This window comes from Gluconobacter sp. R75690 (assembly GCF_015244525.1).
Taxonomy (GTDB): Bacteria; Pseudomonadota; Alphaproteobacteria; order Acetobacterales; family Acetobacteraceae; genus Gluconobacter; species Gluconobacter potus.
Genome location: NZ_JABCQB010000015.1, coordinates 20312 through 41991 on the forward strand (window position 1 = coordinate 20312; position 21680 = coordinate 41991).

20 protein-coding genes and 1 tRNA gene are annotated in these 21680 nt (G+C 62.3%); 12 read left to right on the forward strand and 9 right to left on the reverse strand.

Annotated elements, in window-relative coordinates; genetic code table 11:
- The first annotated feature begins 74 nt into the window (after positions 1–74).
- The 3 genes from HKD27_RS14670 to HKD27_RS14680 all read left to right on the forward strand — a co-directional run bounded on the left by HKD27_RS14670 (position 75) and on the right by HKD27_RS14680 (position 4356).
- On the forward strand, positions 75–1655 hold the full coding sequence (locus tag HKD27_RS14670; RefSeq protein ID WP_194690017.1) for a Do family serine endopeptidase: 1581 nt from the start codon (positions 75–77) through the stop codon (positions 1653–1655).
- A 27-nt stretch (positions 1656–1682) separates the two neighbouring features.
- Positions 1683–2750, forward strand: coding sequence for an aromatic acid exporter family protein (locus tag HKD27_RS14675; protein ID WP_194690016.1), 1068 nt, complete (start codon positions 1683–1685; stop codon positions 2748–2750).
- A gap of 148 nt (positions 2751–2898) precedes the next feature.
- On the forward strand, positions 2899–4356 hold the full coding sequence (locus HKD27_RS14680) for a mannitol dehydrogenase family protein (protein ID WP_194690015.1): 1458 nt from the start codon (positions 2899–2901) through the stop codon (positions 4354–4356).
- A gap of 72 nt (positions 4357–4428) precedes the next feature.
- Here HKD27_RS14680 and HKD27_RS14685 read toward each other — a convergent pair whose 3' ends face one another.
- Both HKD27_RS14685 and HKD27_RS14690 read right to left on the reverse strand, forming a co-directional pair.
- Complete coding sequence (locus tag HKD27_RS14685) at positions 4429–4581, reverse strand: DUF3309 family protein (protein ID WP_080504750.1); 153 nt, start codon at positions 4579–4581, stop codon at positions 4429–4431.
- Positions 4582–4655: 74 nt separating this feature from the next.
- A complete protein-coding gene (locus tag HKD27_RS14690) occupies positions 4656–5486 on the reverse strand; it encodes a TerB family tellurite resistance protein (protein WP_194690014.1) in 831 nt (276 codons plus the stop codon).
- Positions 5487–5661: 175 nt separating this feature from the next.
- Between HKD27_RS14690 and HKD27_RS14695 the strand changes: the two genes are divergently transcribed.
- On the forward strand, positions 5662–6003 hold the full coding sequence (locus tag HKD27_RS14695) for a hypothetical protein (RefSeq protein WP_228518567.1): 342 nt from the start codon (positions 5662–5664) through the stop codon (positions 6001–6003).
- Here HKD27_RS14695 and HKD27_RS14700 read toward each other — a convergent pair.
- Positions 6000–6230, reverse strand: coding sequence for a ribbon-helix-helix domain-containing protein (locus tag HKD27_RS14700; RefSeq protein WP_194690012.1), 231 nt, complete (start codon positions 6228–6230; stop codon positions 6000–6002). The genes HKD27_RS14695 and HKD27_RS14700 overlap by 4 nt on opposite strands.
- Complete coding sequence (queG, locus tag HKD27_RS14705) at positions 6227–7285, reverse strand: tRNA epoxyqueuosine(34) reductase QueG (protein ID WP_194690011.1); 1059 nt, start codon at positions 7283–7285, stop codon at positions 6227–6229. The genes HKD27_RS14700 and queG overlap by 4 nt, the downstream gene beginning before the upstream one ends.
- A gap of 157 nt (positions 7286–7442) precedes the next feature.
- On the opposite strand from queG, the gene HKD27_RS14710 reads away from it, so the two are divergent.
- Together HKD27_RS14710 and HKD27_RS14715 are read left to right on the forward strand one after the other, a co-directional pair.
- Positions 7443–8984 (forward strand): adenosine deaminase, encoded by a 1542-nt coding sequence (locus HKD27_RS14710; protein ID WP_194690010.1) that lies wholly within the window; start codon positions 7443–7445, stop codon positions 8982–8984.
- Positions 8981–10057: a purine nucleoside permease gene (locus tag HKD27_RS14715; protein ID WP_194690009.1), complete on the forward strand. Its 1077-nt coding sequence runs from the start codon at positions 8981–8983 to the stop codon at positions 10055–10057. The genes HKD27_RS14710 and HKD27_RS14715 overlap by 4 nt, the downstream gene beginning before the upstream one ends.
- Positions 10058–10069: 12 nt before the next feature.
- Here HKD27_RS14715 and HKD27_RS14720 read toward each other — a convergent pair whose 3' ends face one another.
- The 5 genes from HKD27_RS14720 to mazG all read right to left on the reverse strand — a co-directional run bounded on the left by HKD27_RS14720 (position 10070) and on the right by mazG (position 14670).
- Complete coding sequence (locus HKD27_RS14720) at positions 10070–10849, reverse strand: MgtC/SapB family protein (protein WP_062455002.1); 780 nt, start codon at positions 10847–10849, stop codon at positions 10070–10072.
- Between the two features lie 210 nt (positions 10850–11059).
- The gene (gene tgt, locus HKD27_RS14725; protein ID WP_194690030.1) at positions 11060–12205 is read right to left on the reverse strand and encodes a tRNA guanosine(34) transglycosylase Tgt; all 1146 of its coding nucleotides are present in this window, start codon (positions 12203–12205) and stop codon (positions 11060–11062) included.
- A 29-nt stretch (positions 12206–12234) separates the two neighbouring features.
- On the reverse strand, positions 12235–13278 hold the full coding sequence (gene queA, locus HKD27_RS14730) for a tRNA preQ1(34) S-adenosylmethionine ribosyltransferase-isomerase QueA (RefSeq protein ID WP_194690008.1): 1044 nt from the start codon (positions 13276–13278) through the stop codon (positions 12235–12237).
- A gap of 144 nt (positions 13279–13422) precedes the next feature.
- Positions 13423–13686: a hypothetical protein gene (locus HKD27_RS14735; RefSeq protein WP_194690007.1), complete on the reverse strand. Its 264-nt coding sequence runs from the start codon at positions 13684–13686 to the stop codon at positions 13423–13425.
- Positions 13687–13866: 180 nt separating this feature from the next.
- On the reverse strand, positions 13867–14670 hold the full coding sequence (gene mazG, locus HKD27_RS14740; RefSeq protein ID WP_194690006.1) for a nucleoside triphosphate pyrophosphohydrolase: 804 nt from the start codon (positions 14668–14670) through the stop codon (positions 13867–13869).
- A 172-nt stretch (positions 14671–14842) separates the two neighbouring features.
- Between mazG and argC the strand changes: the two genes are divergently transcribed.
- The 6 genes from argC to HKD27_RS14770 all read left to right on the forward strand — a co-directional run bounded on the left by argC (position 14843) and on the right by HKD27_RS14770 (position 21678).
- On the forward strand, positions 14843–15742 hold the full coding sequence (gene argC / locus HKD27_RS14745) for an N-acetyl-gamma-glutamyl-phosphate reductase (protein WP_194690005.1): 900 nt from the start codon (positions 14843–14845) through the stop codon (positions 15740–15742).
- A gap of 102 nt (positions 15743–15844) precedes the next feature.
- Positions 15845–15928 (forward strand) — tRNA-Leu (locus tag HKD27_RS14750).
- 54 nt (positions 15929–15982) lie between these two features.
- A complete protein-coding gene (locus HKD27_RS14755) occupies positions 15983–17140 on the forward strand; it encodes a phosphoserine transaminase (RefSeq protein WP_194690004.1) in 1158 nt (385 codons plus the stop codon).
- Complete coding sequence (locus HKD27_RS14760; RefSeq protein ID WP_062494483.1) at positions 17137–18276, forward strand: ATP phosphoribosyltransferase regulatory subunit; 1140 nt, start codon at positions 17137–17139, stop codon at positions 18274–18276. Before HKD27_RS14755 ends, HKD27_RS14760 begins: the two co-directional genes overlap by 4 nt.
- 53 nt (positions 18277–18329) lie before the next feature.
- Complete coding sequence (locus HKD27_RS14765; RefSeq protein ID WP_194690003.1) at positions 18330–19619, forward strand: adenylosuccinate synthase; 1290 nt, start codon at positions 18330–18332, stop codon at positions 19617–19619.
- 88 nt (positions 19620–19707) lie between these two features.
- Complete coding sequence (locus HKD27_RS14770; protein ID WP_194690002.1) at positions 19708–21678, forward strand: serine/threonine protein kinase; 1971 nt, start codon at positions 19708–19710, stop codon at positions 21676–21678.
- Positions 21679–21680: the final 2 nt, after the last annotated feature.

A 21680-nucleotide genomic window follows, 5' to 3' on the forward strand; every position in this document is an offset into this window, starting at 1 on the left:
CATGACCGGGCCGAAAACGCATCCTGAACGGCGGGATGGTGACGAAGGACCACGTTCTGCGTTAGCGTGCAGGTATGAAAAACCTGCTCGCCCGTTCCGGCGCCCGTCGTGCTGCCTGTCTTGCTGTTTCCGGTCTGGCCCTGTCCCTTTCGGGGGGCTGGAGTGTGGGCCCTGCCTTTGCCCAGAGCGCGCCGCCGACCTCAAGCCAGCCGTCTTCGGTGCCGACCCCGGCGCCGCGTTCCGTGCCGTCGAGCTTCGCGGATCTGGCGAACAGGCTGCTTCCCTCGGTCGTGAACGTCTCGACATCCGCGGTGCTCAAGCCGTCAAAGAATGACGACAAGGGCCCGGATTCCAGCGATCCTGACGGCCCGCAGGTGCCCCCGTTCCAGCCGGGCTCCCCGCTGGAAAAGTTCTTCCATGATTACCTGAAGCACAAACCGGCTCCGAACCAGCCGCCGCGCCGTCAGCAGGCTCTGGGCTCGGGCTTCATCATCGATGCGTCCGGCATCATCGTGACGAACAACCACGTCATCGAAGGGGCGGATCAGGTCAGCGTGACGCTTCAGGACGGGACGGAAATGCCGGCGCGGATTGTGGGGCGGGACAGTCAGGTCGATCTGGCGGTGCTCGAGGTCAAGCCGAAGCATCCGCTTCCGACCGTTCCGCTCGGGCAGAGCGACAAGGCGCGGATCGGGGACTGGGTTCTGGCGATCGGCAATCCGTTCGGCCTGAACGGAACCGTGACGGCGGGCATCATTTCCTCGCGTGGGCGAAACGTCGAACACGGGCTGTATGACGACTACATCCAGACTGACGCGGCCATCAATCGCGGCAATTCTGGTGGTCCGCTGTTCAACCTGTCCGGCGAAGTCATCGGCATCAACACGCTGATTTATGGTGGTGCGGGCGGCGATTCCATCGGCATCGGCTTTGCCATTCCGGCTGATGATGCGCGCGGGATTATCGACCAGCTCCGCCGCACGGGGCATGTCTCCCGTGGCTGGATGGGGCTGAAGTTCCAGGATGTGACGAACGACATCGCGGAGACGCTCGATTTCCACAAGCCGGACGGTTCCAACGGCAAGGGCACGCTGATTTCGGAGATCGATCCGAAAGGCCCTGCTGCAAAGGCCGGTCTTGAGGTTGGCGACATCATCACCCGCGTGGGCGATCAGGACGTGACCGGCCAGACCATGCCGCGCATCATCGCGTCCATCCTGCCTGGTGCGAAGGCGCAGTTGACCGTCTGGCACAAGGGGGCGCTCAAGACGCTGCCGATTACGCTGGGTCAGTCGCCTACGCCGCCGGACATGCCGCCTTCGGACACGCATCAGCCCGAACATCGTCATGCGGCACTGGGCGAGCTGGGCGTAACGGTCAGTTCGATCGATGCGGATACCCGCACGCAGTATGCCCTGACGGACGATCAGCGCGGCGTTCTCGTCTCGCGTGTCGAGGTCGGAAGCCCCGCCGCATCGCGCGGGATTGCGGAAGGGAACGTCATCACGCAGGTCGGGCAGGACCAGATCAACACGCCGGACGATTTCGCCAAGGCGGTGCAGCGTCTGCATGACAGCAAGAAGACGGAAGTGCTGCTGCTGGTGCAGGATGATGACGGCCTGCGCTGGGTGCCGGTGCCCTTCCTTGGGAACTGAGGCCGTCCCCCTGCGCTGAAAGCTGCCATGAACCTTCTGACACGTCTGAGCCGGAAATGGCTGTCCGTGCCGCCCCGACACAGCAGATGGCGCGAAGTGATGCGCCCCGCGACGCGCCAGACCATCCGCGTTCTGGTGTCGGTTGTGGTCGCGTGGATCGTGGGTTCGCTCATGCATCTGCAGGAAACGATCTGGGCGCTGGTGACAGCGCTGATCGTCACGCAGTCCAGCATCAGCCAGACCATGACGACGGCGCGGGACCAGATCAGCGGCACGCTGATCGGCGCGCTGGCCGGTGTCTGCGCGGTGGTGCTGGAAATCACGACGGGCCTGCGTTGGCTTCCGTTCTGGATCATGCTGGCCCCGCTGGTGTTTCTGACAGCTATCCAGCCGACGCTGCGTTTTGCCTGCATTACGCTGATGATCGTGTATCTTTTCCCGAGCCAGGGCAGCCCGTTCCTGCCCATGATCACGCGGCTTCTGGCCATCGTGGTGGGTGTTGCGGTCTCGATCGTGGTGTCGTTCTTCATCCTGCACAGCAGCGCGCGCAAACAGGCCTTCCATACGGCCGCGCGCCTGTTGCGTCGCATGGACCAGCTTCTCAAGAGCGCGCTCGACCAGAATACAGGCTGGGCGGCGATCGAGCGCCAGAATGATGACTGCGTGGCCCTGCTGACGGAACTGGAAGACGCCGTGACCGAGGCACGGCGCGAGCGCTGGAAGGAACTGGAAAAGCGCGATCCGGTTCTGGCGGCACTTCCCAGGCTGATGCGGCGGCTGCTGAACGACACGATGCTGGTGGCACGCGCCATTGCGACGGGGCGTGCGGCAGGGAACACAGGCCTGCTGCCCCTGTACAAGGGGCTGAGTCATGCGCTGCGGGCGCTGGCACATAGTTGTGAAGAGCAGTTGCGTGCAAAGCGGAACCAGCACGAACAGCAGTCCGAAGACGATGAAATCCTCGAGCTTCTGCCTCGGCTGGAAGAGCAGACCCGCCCTGAGATGCGCTTTGTGATGTCCCTGTTCCGCGAGGATCTCGAACGGGCCGTCGGAGTGGTCATGCGCTCCGATGCGAGCGCCGCAAAAGGCCTCTGAACAGGCCGTCCCGCGGCTAGCAGCCAGGGGGCGGAATGGCTCCTGTTGAAACCGTCATTCGGTTTTTACGTTGTTCCGGGGCTATGATGGCACATGCCCGGCCTTGTCGGTCCCCGTCAGCGACCGGCCCGAAACCACGGAGAATTCCATGATTACGCGCGAAACCCTCAAGTCTCTTCCTGCCAATGTCCAGGCTCCCCCCTATGACATCGACGGAATCAAGCCGGGGATCGTGCATTTCGGCGTGGGTAACTTCTTCCGGGCCCATGAGGCGTTCTATGTCGAGCAGATCCTTGAGCACGCTCCGGACTGGGCGATCGTTGGTGTTGGCCTGACGGGCAGTGACCGCTCGAAGAAAAAAGCCGAGGAATTCAAGGCTCAGGACTGCCTGTATTCCCTGACCGAGACGGCACCGTCCGGCAAGAGCACGGTGCGCGTCATGGGCGCGCTGCGTGATTATCTGCTGGCGCCGGCTGATCCGGAAGCCGTGCTGAAGCATCTCGTTGATCCGGCTATCCGTATTGTCTCCATGACGATCACGGAAGGCGGCTACAACATCAACGAGACGACCGGTGCCTTCGATCTGGAGAATGCGGCAGTAAAGGCCGATCTTCAGAATCCGGAAAAGCCGTCCACCGTTTTCGGTTATGTCGTGGAAGCCCTGCGCCGTCGCCGGGATGCCGGTGGCAAGGCGTTTACGGTCATGTCCTGCGATAACCTGCGCCATAACGGCAATGTCGCCCGCAAGGCTTTTCTGGGTTACGCAAAGGCGCGCGATCCCGAACTCGCGAAGTGGATTGAGGAAAACGCGACCTTCCCGAACGGCATGGTCGATCGCATCACCCCGACCGTCTCGGCGGAAATCGCAAAGAAGCTGAACGCGGCCAGTGGGCTGGATGACGACCTGCCGCTGGTGGCCGAGGATTTCCATCAGTGGGTGCTGGAAGACCAGTTTGCCAATGGTCGTCCCCCGCTGGAAAAGGCAGGCGTGCAGTTCGTCGATGACGTGACGGACTGGGAACACGTCAAGATCCGGATGCTGAATGCCGGTCACATCACGCTCTGCTTCCCGGGTATTCTTGTCGGATACGAGAACGTGGATGACGCGATCGAGGACAAGGATCTGCGCGGCAACCTTGAGAACTACCTGAACAAGGACGTCATCCCGACCCTGAAGGCACCGCCGGGCATGACGCTTGAAGGTTACCGAGACAGTGTCATCAGCCGTTTTTCCAACAAGGCCATGTCTGATCAGACGCTGCGGATCGCGAGTGATGGCTGCTCCAAGATCCAGGTGTTCTGGACGGAAACCGTGCGCCGGGCCATCGAAGGCAAGCGCGACCTGTCGCGGATCGCGTTCGGGATTGCATCCTATCTCGAGATGCTCCGCGGTCGTGACGAGAAGGGCGGGACGTATGAATCGTCCGAGCCGACTTATGGCGAGGCCCAGAAGAAGCTGGCCAAGGCCGATGATTTTGAAAGTGCGCTGAAGCTTCCGGCCTTCGATGGCTGGCGTGATCTGGACACGTCGGAGCTGGACCAGAAGGTTATCGCCCTGCGCCAGGTCATCCGTGAGAAAGGTGTGAAGGCCGCCATCCCGGCCTGATCCTCTTCTTCAGGGCACAAAAAAACCGCGCTCCGGGAGGGGCGCGGTTTTTTTGTGGAGAGATTTTTGAGGTCAGATCTGTCCCATCAGGACAAGGATCACGACGATGACCACGATCAGGCCGAGGCCGCCGGAGGGGTAGTAGCCCCATTTCGAACTGTACGGCCATGACGGCAGCGCACCGATCAGCAGGAGGATCAGGATTACAAGAAGAATCAGTCCCATGGCACGTCTCTCTTGCCGGTTGAGACTGGTCTACGCTTCCGGGTGACTGAAAGTTTCCGCAGGATTGCGAAAGATCAAAGCTGCCGGTCGCGCTTGATGCGGTCCCAGGCGGCATTGATGCGGGCCACCCGGTCCTGCGCACGCCGGCGCTCTGCTTCCGACATGGGCTTCTGCGCCAGAACATCCGGATGGTGCTCGCGGATGAGGGTGCGCCAGCGCATGCGGATTTCCGTATCGGTCGCGCTGCGGGGGATGCCGAGAATGCGATAGGCGTCCGGCTCGTTCCCGCTGGCGGCGCGGCTGTTGCCGCTTTCCGCCCGGTCCCACGCACCTGGCGGCAGGCCGAATGCCCGGTGCACGCGCTGCAGGAAATCGATTTCCTTCGGGTGAAGTTCGCGGCTTGGTCCGACATCGGCACGGGCGATGCGGAATAGTGCCGTCATGAGGTTCTCAAGGGGCGCCGTGTTATCGGCATAGGCCTTGCCCATTTCGCGGGCATACATCTCGAAATCGTCCGTCCGGTCGCGGGCGCGATCGAACAGCATGCCGACTTCCTTGACGTTATCGGGCGGGAACTGGAAGCAGGTCTTGAAAGCGTTGATTTCGTGCCGGTTCACCGGCCCGTCGATCTTCGCCAGTTTCGCGCACAGGGCGACAAGGCCGATGGCGTAAAGCTGATCGCGCTTGCCCAGGGCCGCAGCGATCTTGGCGGCGCCGAAAAAGGCCGCGCTGTTGGGATCGGGACGGCCATTCGCGGGGAAACGCTCGCTCCAGCCGCCCGTCGAGGGCTTGAGTAGCGAACCGTTATCGGCCGCATGTCCCAGCGCTGCGCCCATCAGTGCTCCGAAAGGACCACCAACCGCGAAGCCCGCGACACCACCGAACATCTTGCCCCAGATAGCCATGTCATCAATCTAGCACGCCCGCTCACAGCGGCAAATGACAGATCGCAGGCAGGGTGCTCCGCATGGACCAACCGTCCTGGCCTGCGGTGTGGTATAGGGCGGGAATTACGAACTTATCGCCGTCTCATGCTTTTGAGGCGCAGGTTCTTCTGCTCGTTTCATGACGGATATTTTCATGCCTACCCCGATTCAGACTGCCTCTTTGACCCCTTTCCGCTCTGATGACGAGCTGATGGATCTTCTGATCCAGCGTCTGCCCGAGCGGCTGCAGAAAGTGCTGAACTGGCTGCGGGTGCCGGATCACAAATGGGTCCGGATTCCGGCGGGCGTGCTGTTCATGCTGGGCGGCGTTCTGTCCATCCTGCCTGTTCTGGGTCTGTGGATGCTGCCGGTCGGCGTGATGCTGCTTTCGCAGGACATTCCTCTCTTCCGCCAGCTTCAGGGCCGCGTCCTGCGCTGGATCGAGCGCAAACATCCGGACTGGCTGGGCCTTCCGGCGGACAGCGCCGGGAGCTAACCAGCCGCCTGAATGCTTTTCTGAAGATGCATCAGTGCTGCAACCCGCAGGGCCGAGGCCAGCGGGCGTTCGGGCGGTCGCGCGGCATCGAGAGAGGCCACCAGAGACGCAAAGCTCTGCTGACGGGCTGCCGCCATCGCATCCAGTACCGTCCAGAATTCGCGTTCCAGCGCCACGGACGTCCGGTGTCCTGACAGAGACAGGCTGCGTTTGACGAGATCACTCATGCCGATTTTTCCTCAAGACGGGCCAAAGCCCATTGCGCGGTTTCGGACACATCCGGGTCCGGATCGTTCAGCAGATCCCGCGCGGCAGATGCGAGCGACGGATCGGCGGAGTTGCCGATCGCGATCAGGACGTTGCGCACGAAGCGGTTGCGCCCGATCCGCTTGACCGGAGAGCCGGAAAAGAACGTCCGGAAGGCCGCATCATCCAGCCGGACCAGTTCATCGAGCTTCGGGGCGACCAGCTCAGGCCGCGCCTGGAGCTTGATATGCCGTGCGCTTTCCGCAAAGCGGTTCCACGGACAGACGGCCAGGCAGTCATCGCAGCCGTAGATGTGGTTGCCGATTTTCGGCCGCAGCTCATGCGGGATCGGGCCTTTATGCTCGATCGTCAGATATGAGATGCAGCGCCGCGCATCCATCTTTCCCGGGCCTGTAAAGGCCTCGGTCGGGCAGGCGGTCAGACAGCGCGTGCAGGTGCCGCAGTTTCCGCCCGTGGGTTCTGACGGTGTCAGTTCCAGCGTGGTGTAGATCTCCCCCAGAAGCAGCCATGATCCGTGCTCACGCGAGACGAGACAGGTGTGCTTTCCCGTCCAGCCAAGATGCGCTTTTTCCGCTAGTGCCCGCTCGGAGACGGGAGCCGTATCGACGAAAACCTTCACCTGCGTCTCCGGGCAGCCCAGCTTCACGACGAACTGCGCCAGATGCTTGAGCATGCCCTTGATGACGTCATGGTAGTCCCGGTTGCGGGCATAGACGGAAATATTGCCGCATTCGGGATCGGTCGTCGGTCCTTCGGCAGGGGCATAGGACAGGCCGAGTGAAATCACGCTCCGGACTTCGGGCCACAGGGCCTGCGGATGAGCGCGTTCCTCGATCCGCGTTTCCATCCACTCCATCGTGCCATGATGGCCCTGCGCGACGAACTCCCGCAGGTTCCGAGCCACGTCCTGCCCGAGTTCCGCCTTGCAGAACCCGATCGCATCGAAACCCAGATGACGGGCATGCACCGCAATCCGGGCTTCAGGCCCTGTATCGGGTTTCGGGGAAGCAGGCATGGAAGGGACAGGTCTCGCCGGTGAACGGGGAGCCGTTATGCCATCAGGGAGGCAGACGGACCAGCTTTTCTGGTGTCCGGAACGGCTGATGCAGACAGGATTTGTCACGATCTGAAAATGGCTTGCCACGTCGGATGCGGGGCGGCATCGTCGCGCCATGCGACATCCTTTCTTTCGTGTTCTGCCCGCCGTTTTTCTGGGTATGACTTCTGCTCTGACGATGATTCCGGCTGTACATGCGGCTCCGCAGTCTGTTGCACAGGTTTATGACCGCATCCGGAACGATCCGGTCCGGCTGAATATGTTTCTCCGTGCCTTTCCGAAAGGGGCGGACCTGCACAACCATCTGGTTGGTGCTATCTACGCCGAAAACATGCTGGACTGGGCCGCGCATGATGGTCTGTGTGTGTCGCTGAAGGAGAAACGCATCCTCGACCATGCCTGCATGCATCCGGGCGAGGGTGAGTTTCCCGCCGCCGAGCTGTCGCATCGCGCGGAATCGGAAAATGTCCTGATCGATGCACTGTCCATGCGCGATTTCGTGCCCGCTCCTGGCGACGCCTCCGGGCATGACCATTTCTTCGCGACATTCGCCCGTTTTGGTGCAATCGAGGATGCGCACGCCGGAGACATGCTGGCTGAAGCGCGTGACCGTGCGGCCCGCGACCATATAACCTATCTGGAGCTGATGATTTCTCCCGGCATTGGCCCGATGATCGGGGCCGGATTCCATCATCCTCTGAAAGGCGATGACCTGCCTGCCGCGCACCAGGCGCTCATGCCGGAAATTCCAGCATTGGTGCAGAAGGCCCGGGCTGCGACGGACCAGATGGAAGCGCAGGCAAAAGACGTCCTGAAATGCGGAACTCCGCAGGCCCATCCGGGATGCACGGTGGCGGTGCGCTACCTGTTCCAGACCCTGCGCACATTACCGCCGCAAGCGGTCTATGCGCAGCTTGATGCCGGTTATGCGACCGTGAAAGCCGATCCGCGCTTTGTCGGGCTCAACATCGTGGCGCCCGAGGATGATCCAACCGCCATGCGCGATTATGACCTGCACATGCGGATATTCCATTTCCTGAACGGTGTCACTCCGGGCGTGAAGCTGAGCCTGCATGCCGGTGAACTGACAACCGGTCTCGTTCCCACGGAAGGTCTGCGTCATCATATCCGCGCCGCCATTGACGTGGCGGGAGCCAGCCGGATCGGGCATGGCGTGGACGTGGCGCTTGAGGACGATCCCGCATCGCTTCTGGCCGAGATGGCGCGGCGCCATGTGATGGTGGAAGTCAATCTGACCAGCAATGACGAGATCCTTGGCATCAGAGGCTCGGCCCATCCGTTCCCGCTCTATCGCCGGGCTGGCGTGCCCGTTGCGCTGTCCACGGATGACGAGGGCGTCTCGCGGGGAGACCTGACGCAGGAATATGTCCGCGCGGCCCAGACCTATGACCTATCTTATGCCGATCTGAAAACCCTGTCCCGCACCGGACTGGAATATGCGTTCGTGCCGGGGGAAAGTCTGTGGTCGGATCATCAGGCGGGGCAGTTCGTGCTCGCCTGCCGGACGCTGCCCGTCGTATCCGCTGCCTGCACGACTTTTCTGAAATCCAGCGAGAAAGCCCGGCTGCAATGGGCGCTCGAACAGCGGTTCGGGACCTTCGAAGCCACTGTCACACATGAGGGACTCTACCAGTGAAATCCGTCTCAACCGTTTTCGGGGCCGCGCTCCTGTCCCTCTGTGCCCTCGGTTCGGCCTCGGCTCACGCGCCGATCCCCGTGCGTGTTGTCGTCGTCACAACCTTCGAGATCGGCAAGGATACGGGGGACACGGCTGGCGAATACCAGAACTGGATCGAAAAACTGCCGCTGCAGAAGACGATTCCGGCACCCGGCACCGATCATGACGTGATGCATTACAATCCGGACCTGCATGTTCTGGGGATCGCGAGCGGCGAGGGACCGGAGCACATGGCATCCGCCATTACGGCCCTCGTGCTCGACCCGCGTTTTGATCTGCGCCATGCCTATTTCGTGCTGGCCGGGATCGGTGGGATCGATCCGAATTTCGGGACCATCGGCTCGGCCGTCTGGGCGCCGCGCGTCATTAATGGTGGCCTGTCCCATCTGGTGGACCCGCGCGAAATCCCTGCGTCCTGGCCGGATGGCTTCACGCCCGTACAGGGCAGCACACCGGATGAAAAGCCTCGTCCTCCGCTCCATTCCGGCATGGGGGACATGGAATACACGCTCGATCCGGCGCTGGTGCAGTGGGCCTATGGCCTGACGAAGGACATTTCCCTGCCGGATAATGACGGTCTGAAGGCCTCCCGCCTGCGCTATACCGGTTTTGCCGCAGCCCAGAAGCCGCCTTCCGTCCAGCTTGGCGACACGATCTCAGGCGAAACTTTCTGGGTTGGTGCGAAAATGAACCAGTGGGCCGAGCGCTGGGTGAAATACTGGACGGACGGGCAGGGCGTCATGGCAACGACTGCCGAAGAGGACGTCGCGTTCTGTCAGGCTCTGGCGCTACAGGGGAAGGCGGGACGCGTTGACCCGAAACGCGCACTGATCCTGCGGACGGCTAGCAATTTCGACATGCAGCCACCGGGCCAGACCGCCGCGCAGCTTCTGTCGGACGAAGCGCATGAGACCGGTTTCTCCGGTTTCCAGGCCTCGGTCGATGCCGCCTATACGGTGGGGAGCGTGGTCGTGAAGGAACTGGCGACGCACTGGGATCAGTATGAAAAGGCGCTGCCGACGGCCCGGTAAAAGCTGTGGTGTTCAGTCATGGTCAGGGTCGATCTTCCTGACTTCATGAACACCATCAATCGCGCCCAGTCCCGTAATGAGATGGGAAACGGGCCGCTTGCCATGAACCAGCATGGTCAGCGTCACGAGGCGTGGACGCGGAGCAGCGGGGGCCGTTCCTTCGCGATCCGCTTCATCCAGAAGCTGTTCAGCATTCCGGCTTTCTTCTTCGAGGCGCACGCCATCAATGGCAAAGCGCAGTTCCGTGCAGCTCACCAGAATGGTCCGCAGCAGACCGCGGCTGTCTTCATAGGAAATCGTCAGCTCGGTTGACTGTTCTCCCGAGCGCGGAAGCTGTTTCAGCAGTTTCGGAAACAGCACCATGACGATGAAATGCGCAACTGTCGTGGCAATGGCGAGAATGGGCAGCCCTGCACCACAGGCCATCCCCAGAGCTGCCGTGAACCAGATGGCCGCGGCCGTTGTCAGACCCCGCACGGCATCGCGGCGCATGAAAATCACGCCGCCCCCGATGAAGCCGATCCCCGAGACGATCTGCGCGGCCACGCGGGACGGATCCAGCACGATCCGCCCGGCATCGATGACGTCCATGAAGCCGTATTTGGAAATCAGCATGAACAGGGCGGCGGAAACCCCGACAAGCGTATGCGTCCGCAGACCCGCGCTTTTCTGCCGGATCTCACGTTCCAGTCCCACAAGGGACGACAGCACGAATGCGAGCGCCAGCTCTTCAAGCTGAAGCCTCCCTTCGCCCACCAGTCCCTGAGCCGTCAGCGTGATGAGATTGTGCATGCCGTGTCTGCTCCTTCTGCGAGGTTAACGCAGAGCGGCATGGGAATGTTGTGACAGTTTGTCGGGATCAGGCCGTAGTGCGGAGCTTGATGTGTCGTATTGCAGGGCTCTGCCCTGCACCCGGAAGGGGTCTTGACCCCTTCACCCCACTTCGTGAATCGGGATCAAAGGGACCGCGTCCCTTTGTGGGGTCTGGGGCAAAGCCCCAGCTTACAGGGCCAGATCCGGCATCGGCCATTCGTCTTCGGTCCAGTCGCCCTTGGCCCAGTCTTTCCGCAGTTTCACGGCCAGGGCGTCGAGCGTGCCGTCCACGATAGCGGCGCGGATCTGGCGCATCAGGCGCTGGTAATAGGCCAGGTTGTGCCAGGTCAGCAGCATCGGGCCGAGCATTTCGTTGGCGCGGAAAAGATGGTGCAGATAGGCGCGGCTGTAACGTCCGGCGACGGGTGTGTCGTCATGGGGCGTGAGCGGGCGTGTGTCGTCTGCGAAACGGGCGTTGCGCAGGTTGATCGTGCCGCGCTCGGTATAGGCCCGGGCGGTGCGGCCGGCGCGTGAGGGCATCACGCAGTCGAACATGTCCACGCCGCGCATGACCGCGCCCAGCAGATCATCCGGCGTGCCGACACCCATGAGATACCGGGCCTTGTCTTGCGGCAGCATCGGCGTGGTGAAGTCCAGCGTCGAGAACATCAGCTCCTGACCTTCGCCCACGGCCAGACCGCCGATCGCATAGCCTTCAAAGCCGATATCGGTCAGGGCCTTGATGGAATATTCGCGTAAGTCCCGCTCGGTCCCACCCTGCACGATGCCGAACTGCCCGTATCCCTCGCGCGCCACGAAAGCCTCGCGGGAGCGGGCGGCCCAGCGCATCGACATTTCCATGGATTTGCGTAGCACTTCCGGCGTGGCGGGGAGTGCAGGGCATTCATCGAATGCCATGGTGATGGTCGCGTCGAGTTTGAACTGGATGTCGGTCGAGATCTCTGGAGTCAGGCGGTGCTTGCTGCCGTCGATATGCGAACGGAACGTCACGCCATCTTCGTCGAGCTTGCGCAGCGCGCCGAGCGACATGACCTGAAATCCGCCGGAATCGGTCAGGATCGGGCCGGACCAGTCCATCATTTTGTGCAGGCCGCCCAGCTTCTGCACGCGGTCCGCCGTGGGGCGCAGCATGAGATGGTAGGTGTTACCCAGAACGATGCCCGCGCCCGTGGAGCGCACGGCATCCATCGTCATGCCCTTGACCGTGCCGACGGTTCCAACCGGCATGAAGGTCGGGGTGGGGACCGTGCCGTGGCGGGTGTGCAGATGGCCGGCGCGCGCCATGCCGCAGGTTGCTTCGGGCACCCAGGTCATTTTGGTAGCGTGATCGGTCTTGTGATCGCTCATGGCGCGCGCTCCAGCAGGCAGGCATCGCCATACGAATAGAACCGCAATCCGTTGGCGATGGCGTAGGCATAGGCCTCACGCATGGTCTCGGTGCCGCTGAACGCGCAGACGAGCATGAACAGCGTCGAACGCGGCAGATGGAAGTTGGTCATCAGCACGTCCACCGCCTTAAAGCGGTATCCGGGCTTGATGAAAATGGAGGTCTCGCCGCGCCATGGTGCCACGGTTCCGTCCTCACGGGCCGCGCTTTCCAGCAGGCGCAGGGACGTGGTGCCGACGGCGACGATCCGGCCGCCACGCGCACGGGTCTCGTTGATGGCGGCCGCGGTTTCGGCGTCGATTTCACCCCATTCCGCGTGCATCTTGTGCTCGGCGATGGTGGAGCGGACGGGCAGGAAGGTTCCCGCGCCAACATGAAGCGTCAGCGTCCGGCGCTGGATGCCTTTTGCATCCAGGGCTGCGAGCAGTTCAGGCGTGAAATGCAGGCCGGCCGTGGGGGCTGCTACAGCGCCGCGATACTGTGAGAAAATGGTGCGGTAATCCGCATCGTCCTGCTTTGTTGGGCCGAAAGGACGCTCAATATAAGGAGGGAGGGCCAGCGCGCCGACCCGTTCGAGGAACGCATCGAAGTCGTCTCCCTCGACCGAGAAGCGGATGCTGACCGCGCCGTCGCCTTCGTTCTCGACAACGGTGGCCGTGACCGGATCTTCACCAAAATGCAGGATGTCCTGCGGTTTCAGCTTGCGGGAATTGCGCGCCAGGGCATGCCAGCTTCCATCCGCCAGAATACGGTCGAGCGTCAGGCCGATCTTCGCCTCGCCGCGTGTGGCGGCAAGCTGGGCGCGGATGACGGCCGTGTTGTTGGCAATCAGCAGATCCCCTTCACGCAGGAAATCCGGCAGGTCGCGGATCACATGCGGATCAGGCGCCAGACCGGGCCGGACATGCAGCAGCGTTGCACTGTCACGCGGGCGGGCAGGCTCTGTCGCGATATGGTCGCGGGGGAGTTCGAAATCGAACGGGGCGAGATCATCCGTCATGGGGACGTTCTCTAGCAGGTTCGGCTCACATGAAAATGCCTTTTCGGGACGATCATTGCGGCTCGGGAAAATGCTGCGTCCTGATGGCGGGTTTCGCAAATGGATGGGCAGCGCCTGACGTCACCGGCTGCCCGCGGTGTTGAATCAGGCAGAGACGCTGAGCAGGTGGCTCGTATCGCTGCTGGAACCGGAGTTCGAGGAGCCGCCGGAGGTCGTCTCGGAAATGATGTTGCCCTGGGCGTCTTCGACAATGGTCGTCGTGGAGCCATCGGCGTTCAGCTTGGTCGTGGTGGTTTCCTGCGTGGACGACGTGCCGCTGGACGACGAGGACGAACTGGAAGAGGACGCACTGCTGGTGCTGTAAAGGCTGCTCATGGTGGAAGAGCCGATGGAGGAAATGCTGGTCATGAGGAAAAGACTCCGTGAGATAGGAACGAAGTCATTTTCGGATCAGAAAGTTAATAAAGGATAAGGACTCATGTAACCGAGTGATACGGATTGTGCAGGGATATGAACCGTGCATCTGTTACATTGACGGATGATCGCCTGTTACATCCGGAATAGATGCCCGTACCCAAAATCCGGATCTCATTTCATGCCGGGCAGTTTTTTTGCGGCCTGCCAGAGTGCTTCCATCGTCGGCAGGTCCTGTTCGGCCATGGTCTGCCCCTTCTCGGCCAGCATGGCTTCCATGGCTTCGAAGCGACGGGTGAACTTGTCATTGCTGCGGCGCAGGGCGGCTTCGGGGTCTATATCCAGCTTGCGCGCAAGGCTTGCGACCGTGAAGAGGACATCGCCCAGTTCATCCTCGATCCGGTCGCGGTCTCCGCCAATTTCGACTTTCAGCTCGTCGATTTCTTCATGAACCTTGTCGAGAATGCCGGTGGCGTCGTCCCAGTCGAAGCCCACGCGGGCCGCGCGGCGCGTCAGCTTGGCGGCGCGCATCAGGGCAGGCAGCGGCAGGGCAACACCTGCCAGCGTGCCATATTCGGCCTTGCGTTGGCGCTCGGCCTCCTTTTCCCGCTCCCAGGTATCGTCGTCGAGAGCCGCATCGCCGAAGACGTGCGGATGACGGCGCACGAGCTTGTCGGCAATCGTTCCCGCAACGGTCTCGAAGTCGAAGTGTCCGGCCTCCTCGGCCATCTGGGCCTGAAAGACGACCTGAAGCAGCAGGTCGCCCAGTTCGTCCGGAATGGCCTCGCGGTCGTCACGCGCAATGGCGTCCATGACCTCATAGGCTTCCTCGATCGCGAACGGGGCAATCGTCGCCGGGGTCTGCTCCACGTCCCACGGACAACCACTCTCGGGGTCGCGCAGGCGCTTCATGACATCCAGCAGGCGGTCGATCTGCCGTGGGGATGGCGGGGAGGACGGCCGGTCGGACTGGATCATGAGCGTTTCCTGTTGTGATCGTGTCTGCGCCCTGCATAGCGGTCCCGCCGCAGGGATGAAAGCGTCGGAAGGGTCTTGCGGGTGACAGTCCGCCATTCCCGACGTAAAACGACTGCCGGACGTTCAGGCACCTGCCGGGGCGGGACGGATTTGCAGACAGGGTGGATGGCGCATGGCACGCATTTTCATTGACGGGGAAGCAGGCACGACAGGTCTGGGCATCCGCCAGCGGATCGAGGCGCTTCCGGCCTCTTACGGTCTGGAAATCCTGTCCATCGACCCGGCGCTGCGCAAGGATACGGCAGCCCGCCGCTCCATGCTTGAGCAGGCCGATGTCGCCATTCTGTGCCTGCCGGACGATGCAGCCCGGGAAACTGTAGCGCTGGCGGAAGGGCTGGATGTCCGGATTCTGGATGCCAGCACGGCGCACCGGATCGCTGATGGCTGGGTCTATGGTTTTCCAGAAATGGACGCGGAACAGGCGGCTGCCATCAAGGCGGCGCGGTTTGTCGCCAATCCCGGCTGCTACCCGACAGGTGCGATCGCCCTCATGCGTCCGCTGGTCCGGGCGGGGCTGCTCCCGGCCGATCATCCTGTTTCGATCAACGCCGTTTCCGGCTATAGCGGGGCAGGGCGGATCGCGATTGAAGAGCATGAGAAAAACGGCGGTCCGGCTTTTTTCCTGTATGGGCTGAACCTCAAGCACAAGCACCTGCCCGAAATCCGGCACTATTCCGGTCTCACGCGCCAGCCGCTGTTTGTCCCCTCGGTTGGGCATTTTCCGCAGGGGATGATTGTCTCCATTCCGCTGCATCTGAAGGACCTGCCAGGGCAGCCTTCGGCCGCGGAACTGGAAGCCGTGCTTCAGGACGCCTATGCGGGATGTGAGCATGTGCGGGTTCTTCCTGCCGAGACGCAGCTTGTGGCCGACACCCTGGCCAATACCGACGGCATGGAACTGCGCGTCCATCATAATGGCGAGCAGGTCGTCCTGACGGCACGGCTGGATAATCTGGGCAAAGGGGCCTCGGGGGCAGCCATCCAGAATCTGCTTCTGATGCTGGGCCTGTAAGACGCGTCATCAGGCGGCATCAGTCTGCGGCCCGGATTTTGCAGCTCGGATTTTGCAGTCTGGCACTTTCGCCGGGAATGCATTAGGGTTCGGGCCGCCCGCGCGAGAGTGGCGGAACGGTAGACGCAGTCGGCTCAAAATCGACCGCCGAAAGGCATAGGGGTTCGAATCCCCTCTCTCGCACCATGAATGGTCATTCCCTGCCGGAATGGCCTCAGGACCGATCAGCCCGGAACGAGCATGTCCAAGCCGACTGTCAGACCCTCCCGCCCGTTCTTCTCCTCAGGTCCCTGCGCCAAGCGCCCCGGATGGTCGTTGTCCGGCCTGGATCAGGCCCTGCTGGGCCGTTCGCATCGTGCGCCGGAAGGCCGTGCGCGCCTCAGGGAAGTCATCACGCGCTCGAAAGACGTGCTCGGCATTCCGTCGGACTGGCGCGTCGGCATTGTCCCGGCGTCCGATACGGGCGCCGTGGAAATGATCCTGTGGGCGCTCGCCGGTGAGCGCGGGATCGACGTCCTGTCCTTTGAAAGCTTCTCCGGAACCTGGGCGCAGGATCTGCGCGACGTCCTGAAAATCGAGGATCTGCGCGTTCTGGACGCGCCTTATGGCGAACTGCCGGACCTGACGAAAGTGGACTGGACCCGCGATGTCGTGCTGACATGGAACGGCACGACATCGGGTGTCTGCATCCCGGATGCCAGCGCCATTCCGGCCGAACATGCAGGTCTGGTCATCTGTGACGCCACATCTGCGGCGTTTGCGATGGATCTGCCCTGGGATCGGCTCGATATCGTGACCTGGTCCTGGCAGAAAGCACTGGGTGGCGAGGCTGCGCATGGCATGGTGGCGCTGAGCCCGCGTGCTGCCGCCCGTCTGGCCCAGCCATCGCCGCGTCCGCTGCCCAAGATTTTCCGTCTGGCCAACAAGAAGGGCCTGATCGAAGCCATCTTCGAAGGCGATACGATCAACACGCCATCCATGCTCTGCGTTGAGGACGCGCTGGACGGTCTGCGCTGGGCCGAGCAGATTGGTGGTCTTTCCGCCCTGAAGGCCCGTTCGCAGAAGAATCTGGCCGCCGTGACGAAATGGATCGCGACAGCGGACTGGGTGTCCTTCCTGTCTGCCAAGGAAGAGATGCGCTCCAGCACGTCCATCTGCCTGAAAATCACGGCCCCCTGGTTTGAAAGTCTGTCGGCTGAAGCAAAGGGCAAGGCCGTCAAGCATCTGACGGGTCTCGTGGCAAAGGAAGGCGCGGGTTACGACCTTGCGTCCTATCGTGATGCCCCTGCCGGTCTGCGGATCTGGGGTGGTGCCACGGTCGAGACGGTCGATATCGAGGCGCTGCTGCCTTGGCTGGACTGGGCCCATGAGCAGACCCGTGCGGAGTTTTCGGTATGAATCTGTATTCCGAGACCCCGAGTGCTGCGCTCCTGCCGTCCGGATTTGCCGATCTTCTCCCCGGCGAGGCTGAAGCAGAAGCCCGTGGTATCGCGAGCGTGATGGAAGCCTTTTCCCGTCACGGCTATCAGCGCGTCCGTCCGCCCCTGCTGGAATTCGAGACGTCGCTGCTTGGTGGATCGGGCGAATCCCTCGCACCCCAGACCTTTCGTCTGATGGATCCGAACTCGCATCGCATGATGGCGCTGCGTCCGGACATGACGACGCAGATCGCCCGCATTGCGAGCATCCGCCTTCAGGACGCGCCGCGTCCGCTGCGGCTGTCCTATTCGGGCAGTTGCATCGTGGTCGGCACGCCAGGCCGCGAAGCTGACCGCCAGATTTCTCAGGCCGGAATCGAACTGATCGGCCCGAACAGCGCGCAGGCCGATGCGGAAGTCATCGCACTCGGCGCGAAGGCGCTCGCCGAACTCGGGATCGAAGGCGTGTCCTTCGACCTGTCCATGCCCGCACTGGCTCTGGGTCTGATCGAAGGCGTCATTCCCGAAGCTGATCGTGAACCGCTGCTGCATGCGCTGGACCGCAAGGATGCCAGCGCCGTGGCTGAGCTTGGTGGCCCGATCGCCGGGATGCTGGCGGTCATGCTGCGCGCCGCCGGGCCTGCCGACCGTGCGCTGGATCTGCTGGCGGAACTGGATTACCCAAATGACGTCGTCGGGCATTTTGAGCGTCTGGCAGCATCCGTAGCGGCAATCCGCGAGCGCAACCCCGATCTGCGTCTGACGATCGATCCCGTCGATTTCCGTGGATGGCGCTATCATACCGGACTGTGTGTGACGGTGTTCTCCACCAGTTCGCGTGAGGAACTGGGACGTGGCGGCCGCTATCTGGCCGGGCAGGAGCCTGCCTGTGGCCTGACGCTTCGTCCGCAGGCCCTTCTGCGTGCGGCCCCGGTGTCTGCGTCGCGTCCGCGCTGTTACGTTCCGGTTGATCTCGATGCGGCCAGCCTTTCCGGTCTGCATAAGGCCGGTTACGCCACGGTCTCTGCTTTGTCGCACGACGAAGATGCGGCCGCTCAGGCACGGCATCTGCGCTGCACCCATGTTTGGAAGGATGGTGCGGCCCAGCCGCTCTGATCCATCGTTCCCTTTCGTTTTCCCCAGTTTCGTCAGTTCTAGGAAGTCAGCTCATGTCCAACGTCACCGTGATCGGAACCCAGTGGGGGGACGAGGGTAAAGGCAAGATCGTCGACTGGCTCGCCAGCCGCGCCGATATCGTTGTCCGCTTTCAGGGTGGTCACAACGCCGGTCACACGCTGGTCGTGGGCGATCAGGTCTACAAGCTGTCCCTGCTGCCGTCCGGTCTGGTTCGTGGCAAGATCGGCGTGATCGGTAATGGCGTTGTCGTGGACCCGAAGGCCCTGATGACCGAGATTGACCGCGTGACGGCGCAGGGTCTGGTTGTCACGCCCGAGACGCTGTGGATCGCCGAGAACGCGCCGCTGATCCTGCCGGTACATGGTGCGCTCGACCGTGCCCGTGAAGCCGCCCGTGGCGACCACAAGATCGGCACGACCGGTCGGGGCATCGGTCCGGCCTATGAAGACAAGGTGGCCCGTCGCGCCATCCGTATCTGCGATCTGGCCGAGCCCGAGACGCTGGACTGGAAGCTGGACGAACTGCTCCTGCATCACAACACGCTGCTTGCCGGTCTGGGTGCCGAGACGTTCACCAAGGAGCAGCTCAAGGACTTCCTGGCCGAGATCACCCCGCGCCTTCTGCCGTTCTGCTGCCAGGTCTGGGATCGTCTCGACGAAGCGCGTCGTGCCGGTCGCCGCATCCTGTTTGAAGGTGCGCAGGCTGTCATGCTGGATGTCGATCACGGCACCTATCCGTTCGTCACGAGCTCCAACACGGTTGCGGCCGTCGCGGCATCTGGTAGCGGTGTCAGCCCGTCTTCCGTTGGTTTCGTGCTCGGGATCGCCAAGGCCTACACCACCCGCGTGGGTGAGGGGCCGTTCCCGACCGAACTGCATGACCAGACCGGCCGCACCCTTGGCGAGCGTGGTCATGAGTTCGGCACTGTCACCGGTCGTCCGCGTCGTTGCGGCTGGTTCGATGCGGTCCTGATCCGTCGCGCCGTCCGCGTCGGTGGCGTCAGTGGCATCGCTTTGACGAAGCTCGACGTTCTGGATGGTCTGGACGAAATCTCCATCTGTGTCGGCTATGAACTGGACGGTCAGAAGATCGAGACCTTCCCGTCCGCTCCGGGTGCACAGGCCCGCGTCAAGCCGGTTTACGAGACGATGCCGGGCTGGAAAGAAACGACCGCAGGCGCCCGTTCCTGGGCCGAGCTGCCGGCACAGGCCATCAAATATGTCCGCCGCATCGAGGAACTGATCGAAGCCCCTGTGACGCTGCTCTCCACCAGCCCGGAACGCGATGATACCATCCTGATGCGTGATCCGTTCGAGGACTGAGTTCTTAACTCCGGAATCGGTCCTGCATTAACGAAGTCTCAATCCCTGTCCGGCACAAAAGACCGGATAGGGAAACAACGGGACTTCAATGGCCGACACACAGGCAGATAACAGCCAGGAACTGCTCATCGCCGAGCGGTATCTGATCAGCCTGGACCGCAAACAGCCCGATCTCGGCGGCTGTGCGACCTATAGTGCCCAGGACGTGACGGCATCCGGGGCGTCCTATCTGGCCCTGGCTCCCTTCGCGCCTTCGCCCCGGCTTACGGAAATCATGTTCTTTCGTCATGAGAGCGTGATTCCCGTCCAGACCCACGAATACTCTCAGGGCGCCTTATGGCTGCTCTGTCCCCATCCCCCCGGTCCTTCACTTGCGGAAGGGCTGGGGCTGTGGACCGAGAGCCAGCTGATCGACGGCGTCATCCGTCCGATGGCGTCGCTCCTTCAGCGGCTGGAGGCTGAAAAGCTGACATGCCGCAGCATCCGTCCCGATAACCTGTTCGTCGGGCAGGGGCTGCACAAGGTCGTGCTTGGGCCTCTGGGAGTGGCTGCACCGGGTGAAAAACAGCCCGTTCTTTTCGAACCCCTGTCTTCAGCGGTCTGTCGCCCCTCCGCGCGCGGCGAGGGGACGACGGACTGCGATGTTTTTTCGCTGGGGGTCGTCATTCTTGCGCTCGCTATCGGAAAGCTCCCTCTTGAAGGCCTCTCCGATACGGATATTCTCAAGCGGCGTTTCGAAATCGGCACACCCGCCGCCTATATGGATGGCCATAACGTGCCGGTCGGGCTCCGCTCGCTTCTGACAGCGATGCTCTCCGATGATCCCGTCAGCCGACCCTCGCCGCGCGATCTTGTGACGATCGCGCCCAGCAAGGTCTTTACGGTCCGGCCGCTTATTCCCGCACGCATCCCCCTCATGATTGGCGGAAATGCCGTCTATACACCGCAGGCCCTCGCCTGGTATGCGGGGCGGCATCCTGCGGAATTTTCCGCATTGCTGCAGAGGAAAGTCGTCAGCAACTGGCTGGGCCGCGAGCTTGAACTCTCCGTCATGGCGGGGCTGATCGAACAGGCGAGTGCCTCATTTCTTCCGGCCGGTGGCAGCAAGGCGGTTGATCCTGCCACGATGGTCATCACGCATGCGATTTCCGTCCTCGATCCTGCCGCGCCCATGTTCTGGGGTGGCACTTGGTTCTGGCCCGAGGCGCTTCCCCAGATGGTGGTTCAGGCCACGGTTCAGCCGTCCACGCCGGATGAAGAGCGGACGGTCCGGAATATCCTGAGTTTCATGGCGGCCAATCCCGATGCCTTCATGTCCGCCCATCTGCCTCAGCGGCAGAGGCAGCAGATTACCGCCCTGTCCGTAACGGCGAGACGCATCGGAACCAGAGGGGCGGAATTGGTCAGACGTTTCCCCTATGAGCTGAACAGATTCCTGCCCTGCCTTTCAAAGAGATGTCTGGAGGCCCGGATTTCCCTGCCGGAAGGGCTGTTGCACTGGCTGAACCGGCATGTGGGAGTTGAGGATCTGCCGGACGAGGCTCTGGGACGGAGCGGCTTTCTGGATGATCAGATGCGTTCCTTTCTTGAAGCGAACTGCGCGCGTCAGGGGATCATTCCGCTCTCCCAGTCGCAAAAAGCAGGATTGCCCGGCTGGCTTGCTGATCTGACCGTGCTTGCGGCCGTACAGAGGAAATTCGACAGAACACCGCTCAGTTTTCTGGCGCAGCGGGCCTTGCCGCTTCTGGAAACGGAACTGCGTCAGTGGCGGAGCAAGACTTCGCGTGCCAGACGGCGTGTGCGTCTTGGCAAGGCGGCGGAAGACGGAAATCTCGGTACGTTCCTGGCGATCGTTAATGATCCGACGGGTCTGCGGCTGGATCAGCGCCAGGCGCAGGAAGCCGAGGCGGAAATCAGCCATCTGATGCGTGTTCTCGATGAAGCGCCCGAGCGCAGAGCCGCCAATGATCGTGAAGCACGCAATTCGGGAGAATTCTTTTCACTTCTGACGGGCATCGCTGTGGCAATGGTGAGTATCTGGCTGGAGTTCTGTCAGTGAGG

What these genes read in the sequence shown, in the direction of transcription:
- HKD27_RS14760 (WP_062494483.1), top strand. Translation starts at nt 17,137, where the DNA reads ATGAATCTGTATTCCGAGACCCCGAGTGCTGCGCTCCTGCCGTCCGGA.
- HKD27_RS14755 (WP_194690004.1), top strand. Translation starts at nt 15,983, where the DNA reads ATGTCCAAGCCGACTGTCAGACCCTCCCGCCCGTTCTTCTCCTCAGGT.
- HKD27_RS14675 (WP_194690016.1), top strand. Translation starts at nt 1,683, where the DNA reads ATGAACCTTCTGACACGTCTGAGCCGGAAATGGCTGTCCGTGCCGCCC.
- HKD27_RS14685 (WP_080504750.1), bottom strand. Translation starts at nt 4,581, where the DNA reads ATGGGACTGATTCTTCTTGTAATCCTGATCCTCCTGCTGATCGGTGCG.
- HKD27_RS14690 (WP_194690014.1), bottom strand. Translation starts at nt 5,486, where the DNA reads ATGGCTATCTGGGGCAAGATGTTCGGTGGTGTCGCGGGCTTCGCGGTT.
- HKD27_RS14695 (WP_228518567.1), top strand. Translation starts at nt 5,662, where the DNA reads ATGCCTACCCCGATTCAGACTGCCTCTTTGACCCCTTTCCGCTCTGAT.
- HKD27_RS14710 (WP_194690010.1), top strand. Translation starts at nt 7,443, where the DNA reads ATGCGACATCCTTTCTTTCGTGTTCTGCCCGCCGTTTTTCTGGGTATG.
- HKD27_RS14735 (WP_194690007.1), bottom strand. Translation starts at nt 13,686, where the DNA reads ATGACCAGCATTTCCTCCATCGGCTCTTCCACCATGAGCAGCCTTTAC.
- HKD27_RS14720 (WP_062455002.1), bottom strand. Translation starts at nt 10,849, where the DNA reads ATGCACAATCTCATCACGCTGACGGCTCAGGGACTGGTGGGCGAAGGG.
- queA (WP_194690008.1), bottom strand. Translation starts at nt 13,278, where the DNA reads ATGACGGATGATCTCGCCCCGTTCGATTTCGAACTCCCCCGCGACCAT.
- HKD27_RS14670 (WP_194690017.1), top strand. Translation starts at nt 75, where the DNA reads ATGAAAAACCTGCTCGCCCGTTCCGGCGCCCGTCGTGCTGCCTGTCTT.
- mazG (WP_194690006.1), bottom strand. Translation starts at nt 14,670, where the DNA reads ATGATCCAGTCCGACCGGCCGTCCTCCCCGCCATCCCCACGGCAGATC.
- HKD27_RS14700 (WP_194690012.1), bottom strand. Translation starts at nt 6,230, where the DNA reads ATGAGTGATCTCGTCAAACGCAGCCTGTCTCTGTCAGGACACCGGACG.
- HKD27_RS14770 (WP_194690002.1), top strand. Translation starts at nt 19,708, where the DNA reads ATGGCCGACACACAGGCAGATAACAGCCAGGAACTGCTCATCGCCGAG.
- argC (WP_194690005.1), top strand. Translation starts at nt 14,843, where the DNA reads ATGGCACGCATTTTCATTGACGGGGAAGCAGGCACGACAGGTCTGGGC.
- HKD27_RS14680 (WP_194690015.1), top strand. Translation starts at nt 2,899, where the DNA reads ATGATTACGCGCGAAACCCTCAAGTCTCTTCCTGCCAATGTCCAGGCT.
- HKD27_RS14765 (WP_194690003.1), top strand. Translation starts at nt 18,330, where the DNA reads ATGTCCAACGTCACCGTGATCGGAACCCAGTGGGGGGACGAGGGTAAA.
- queG (WP_194690011.1), bottom strand. Translation starts at nt 7,285, where the DNA reads ATGCCTGCTTCCCCGAAACCCGATACAGGGCCTGAAGCCCGGATTGCG.
- tgt (WP_194690030.1), bottom strand. Translation starts at nt 12,205, where the DNA reads ATGACCTGGGTGCCCGAAGCAACCTGCGGCATGGCGCGCGCCGGCCAT.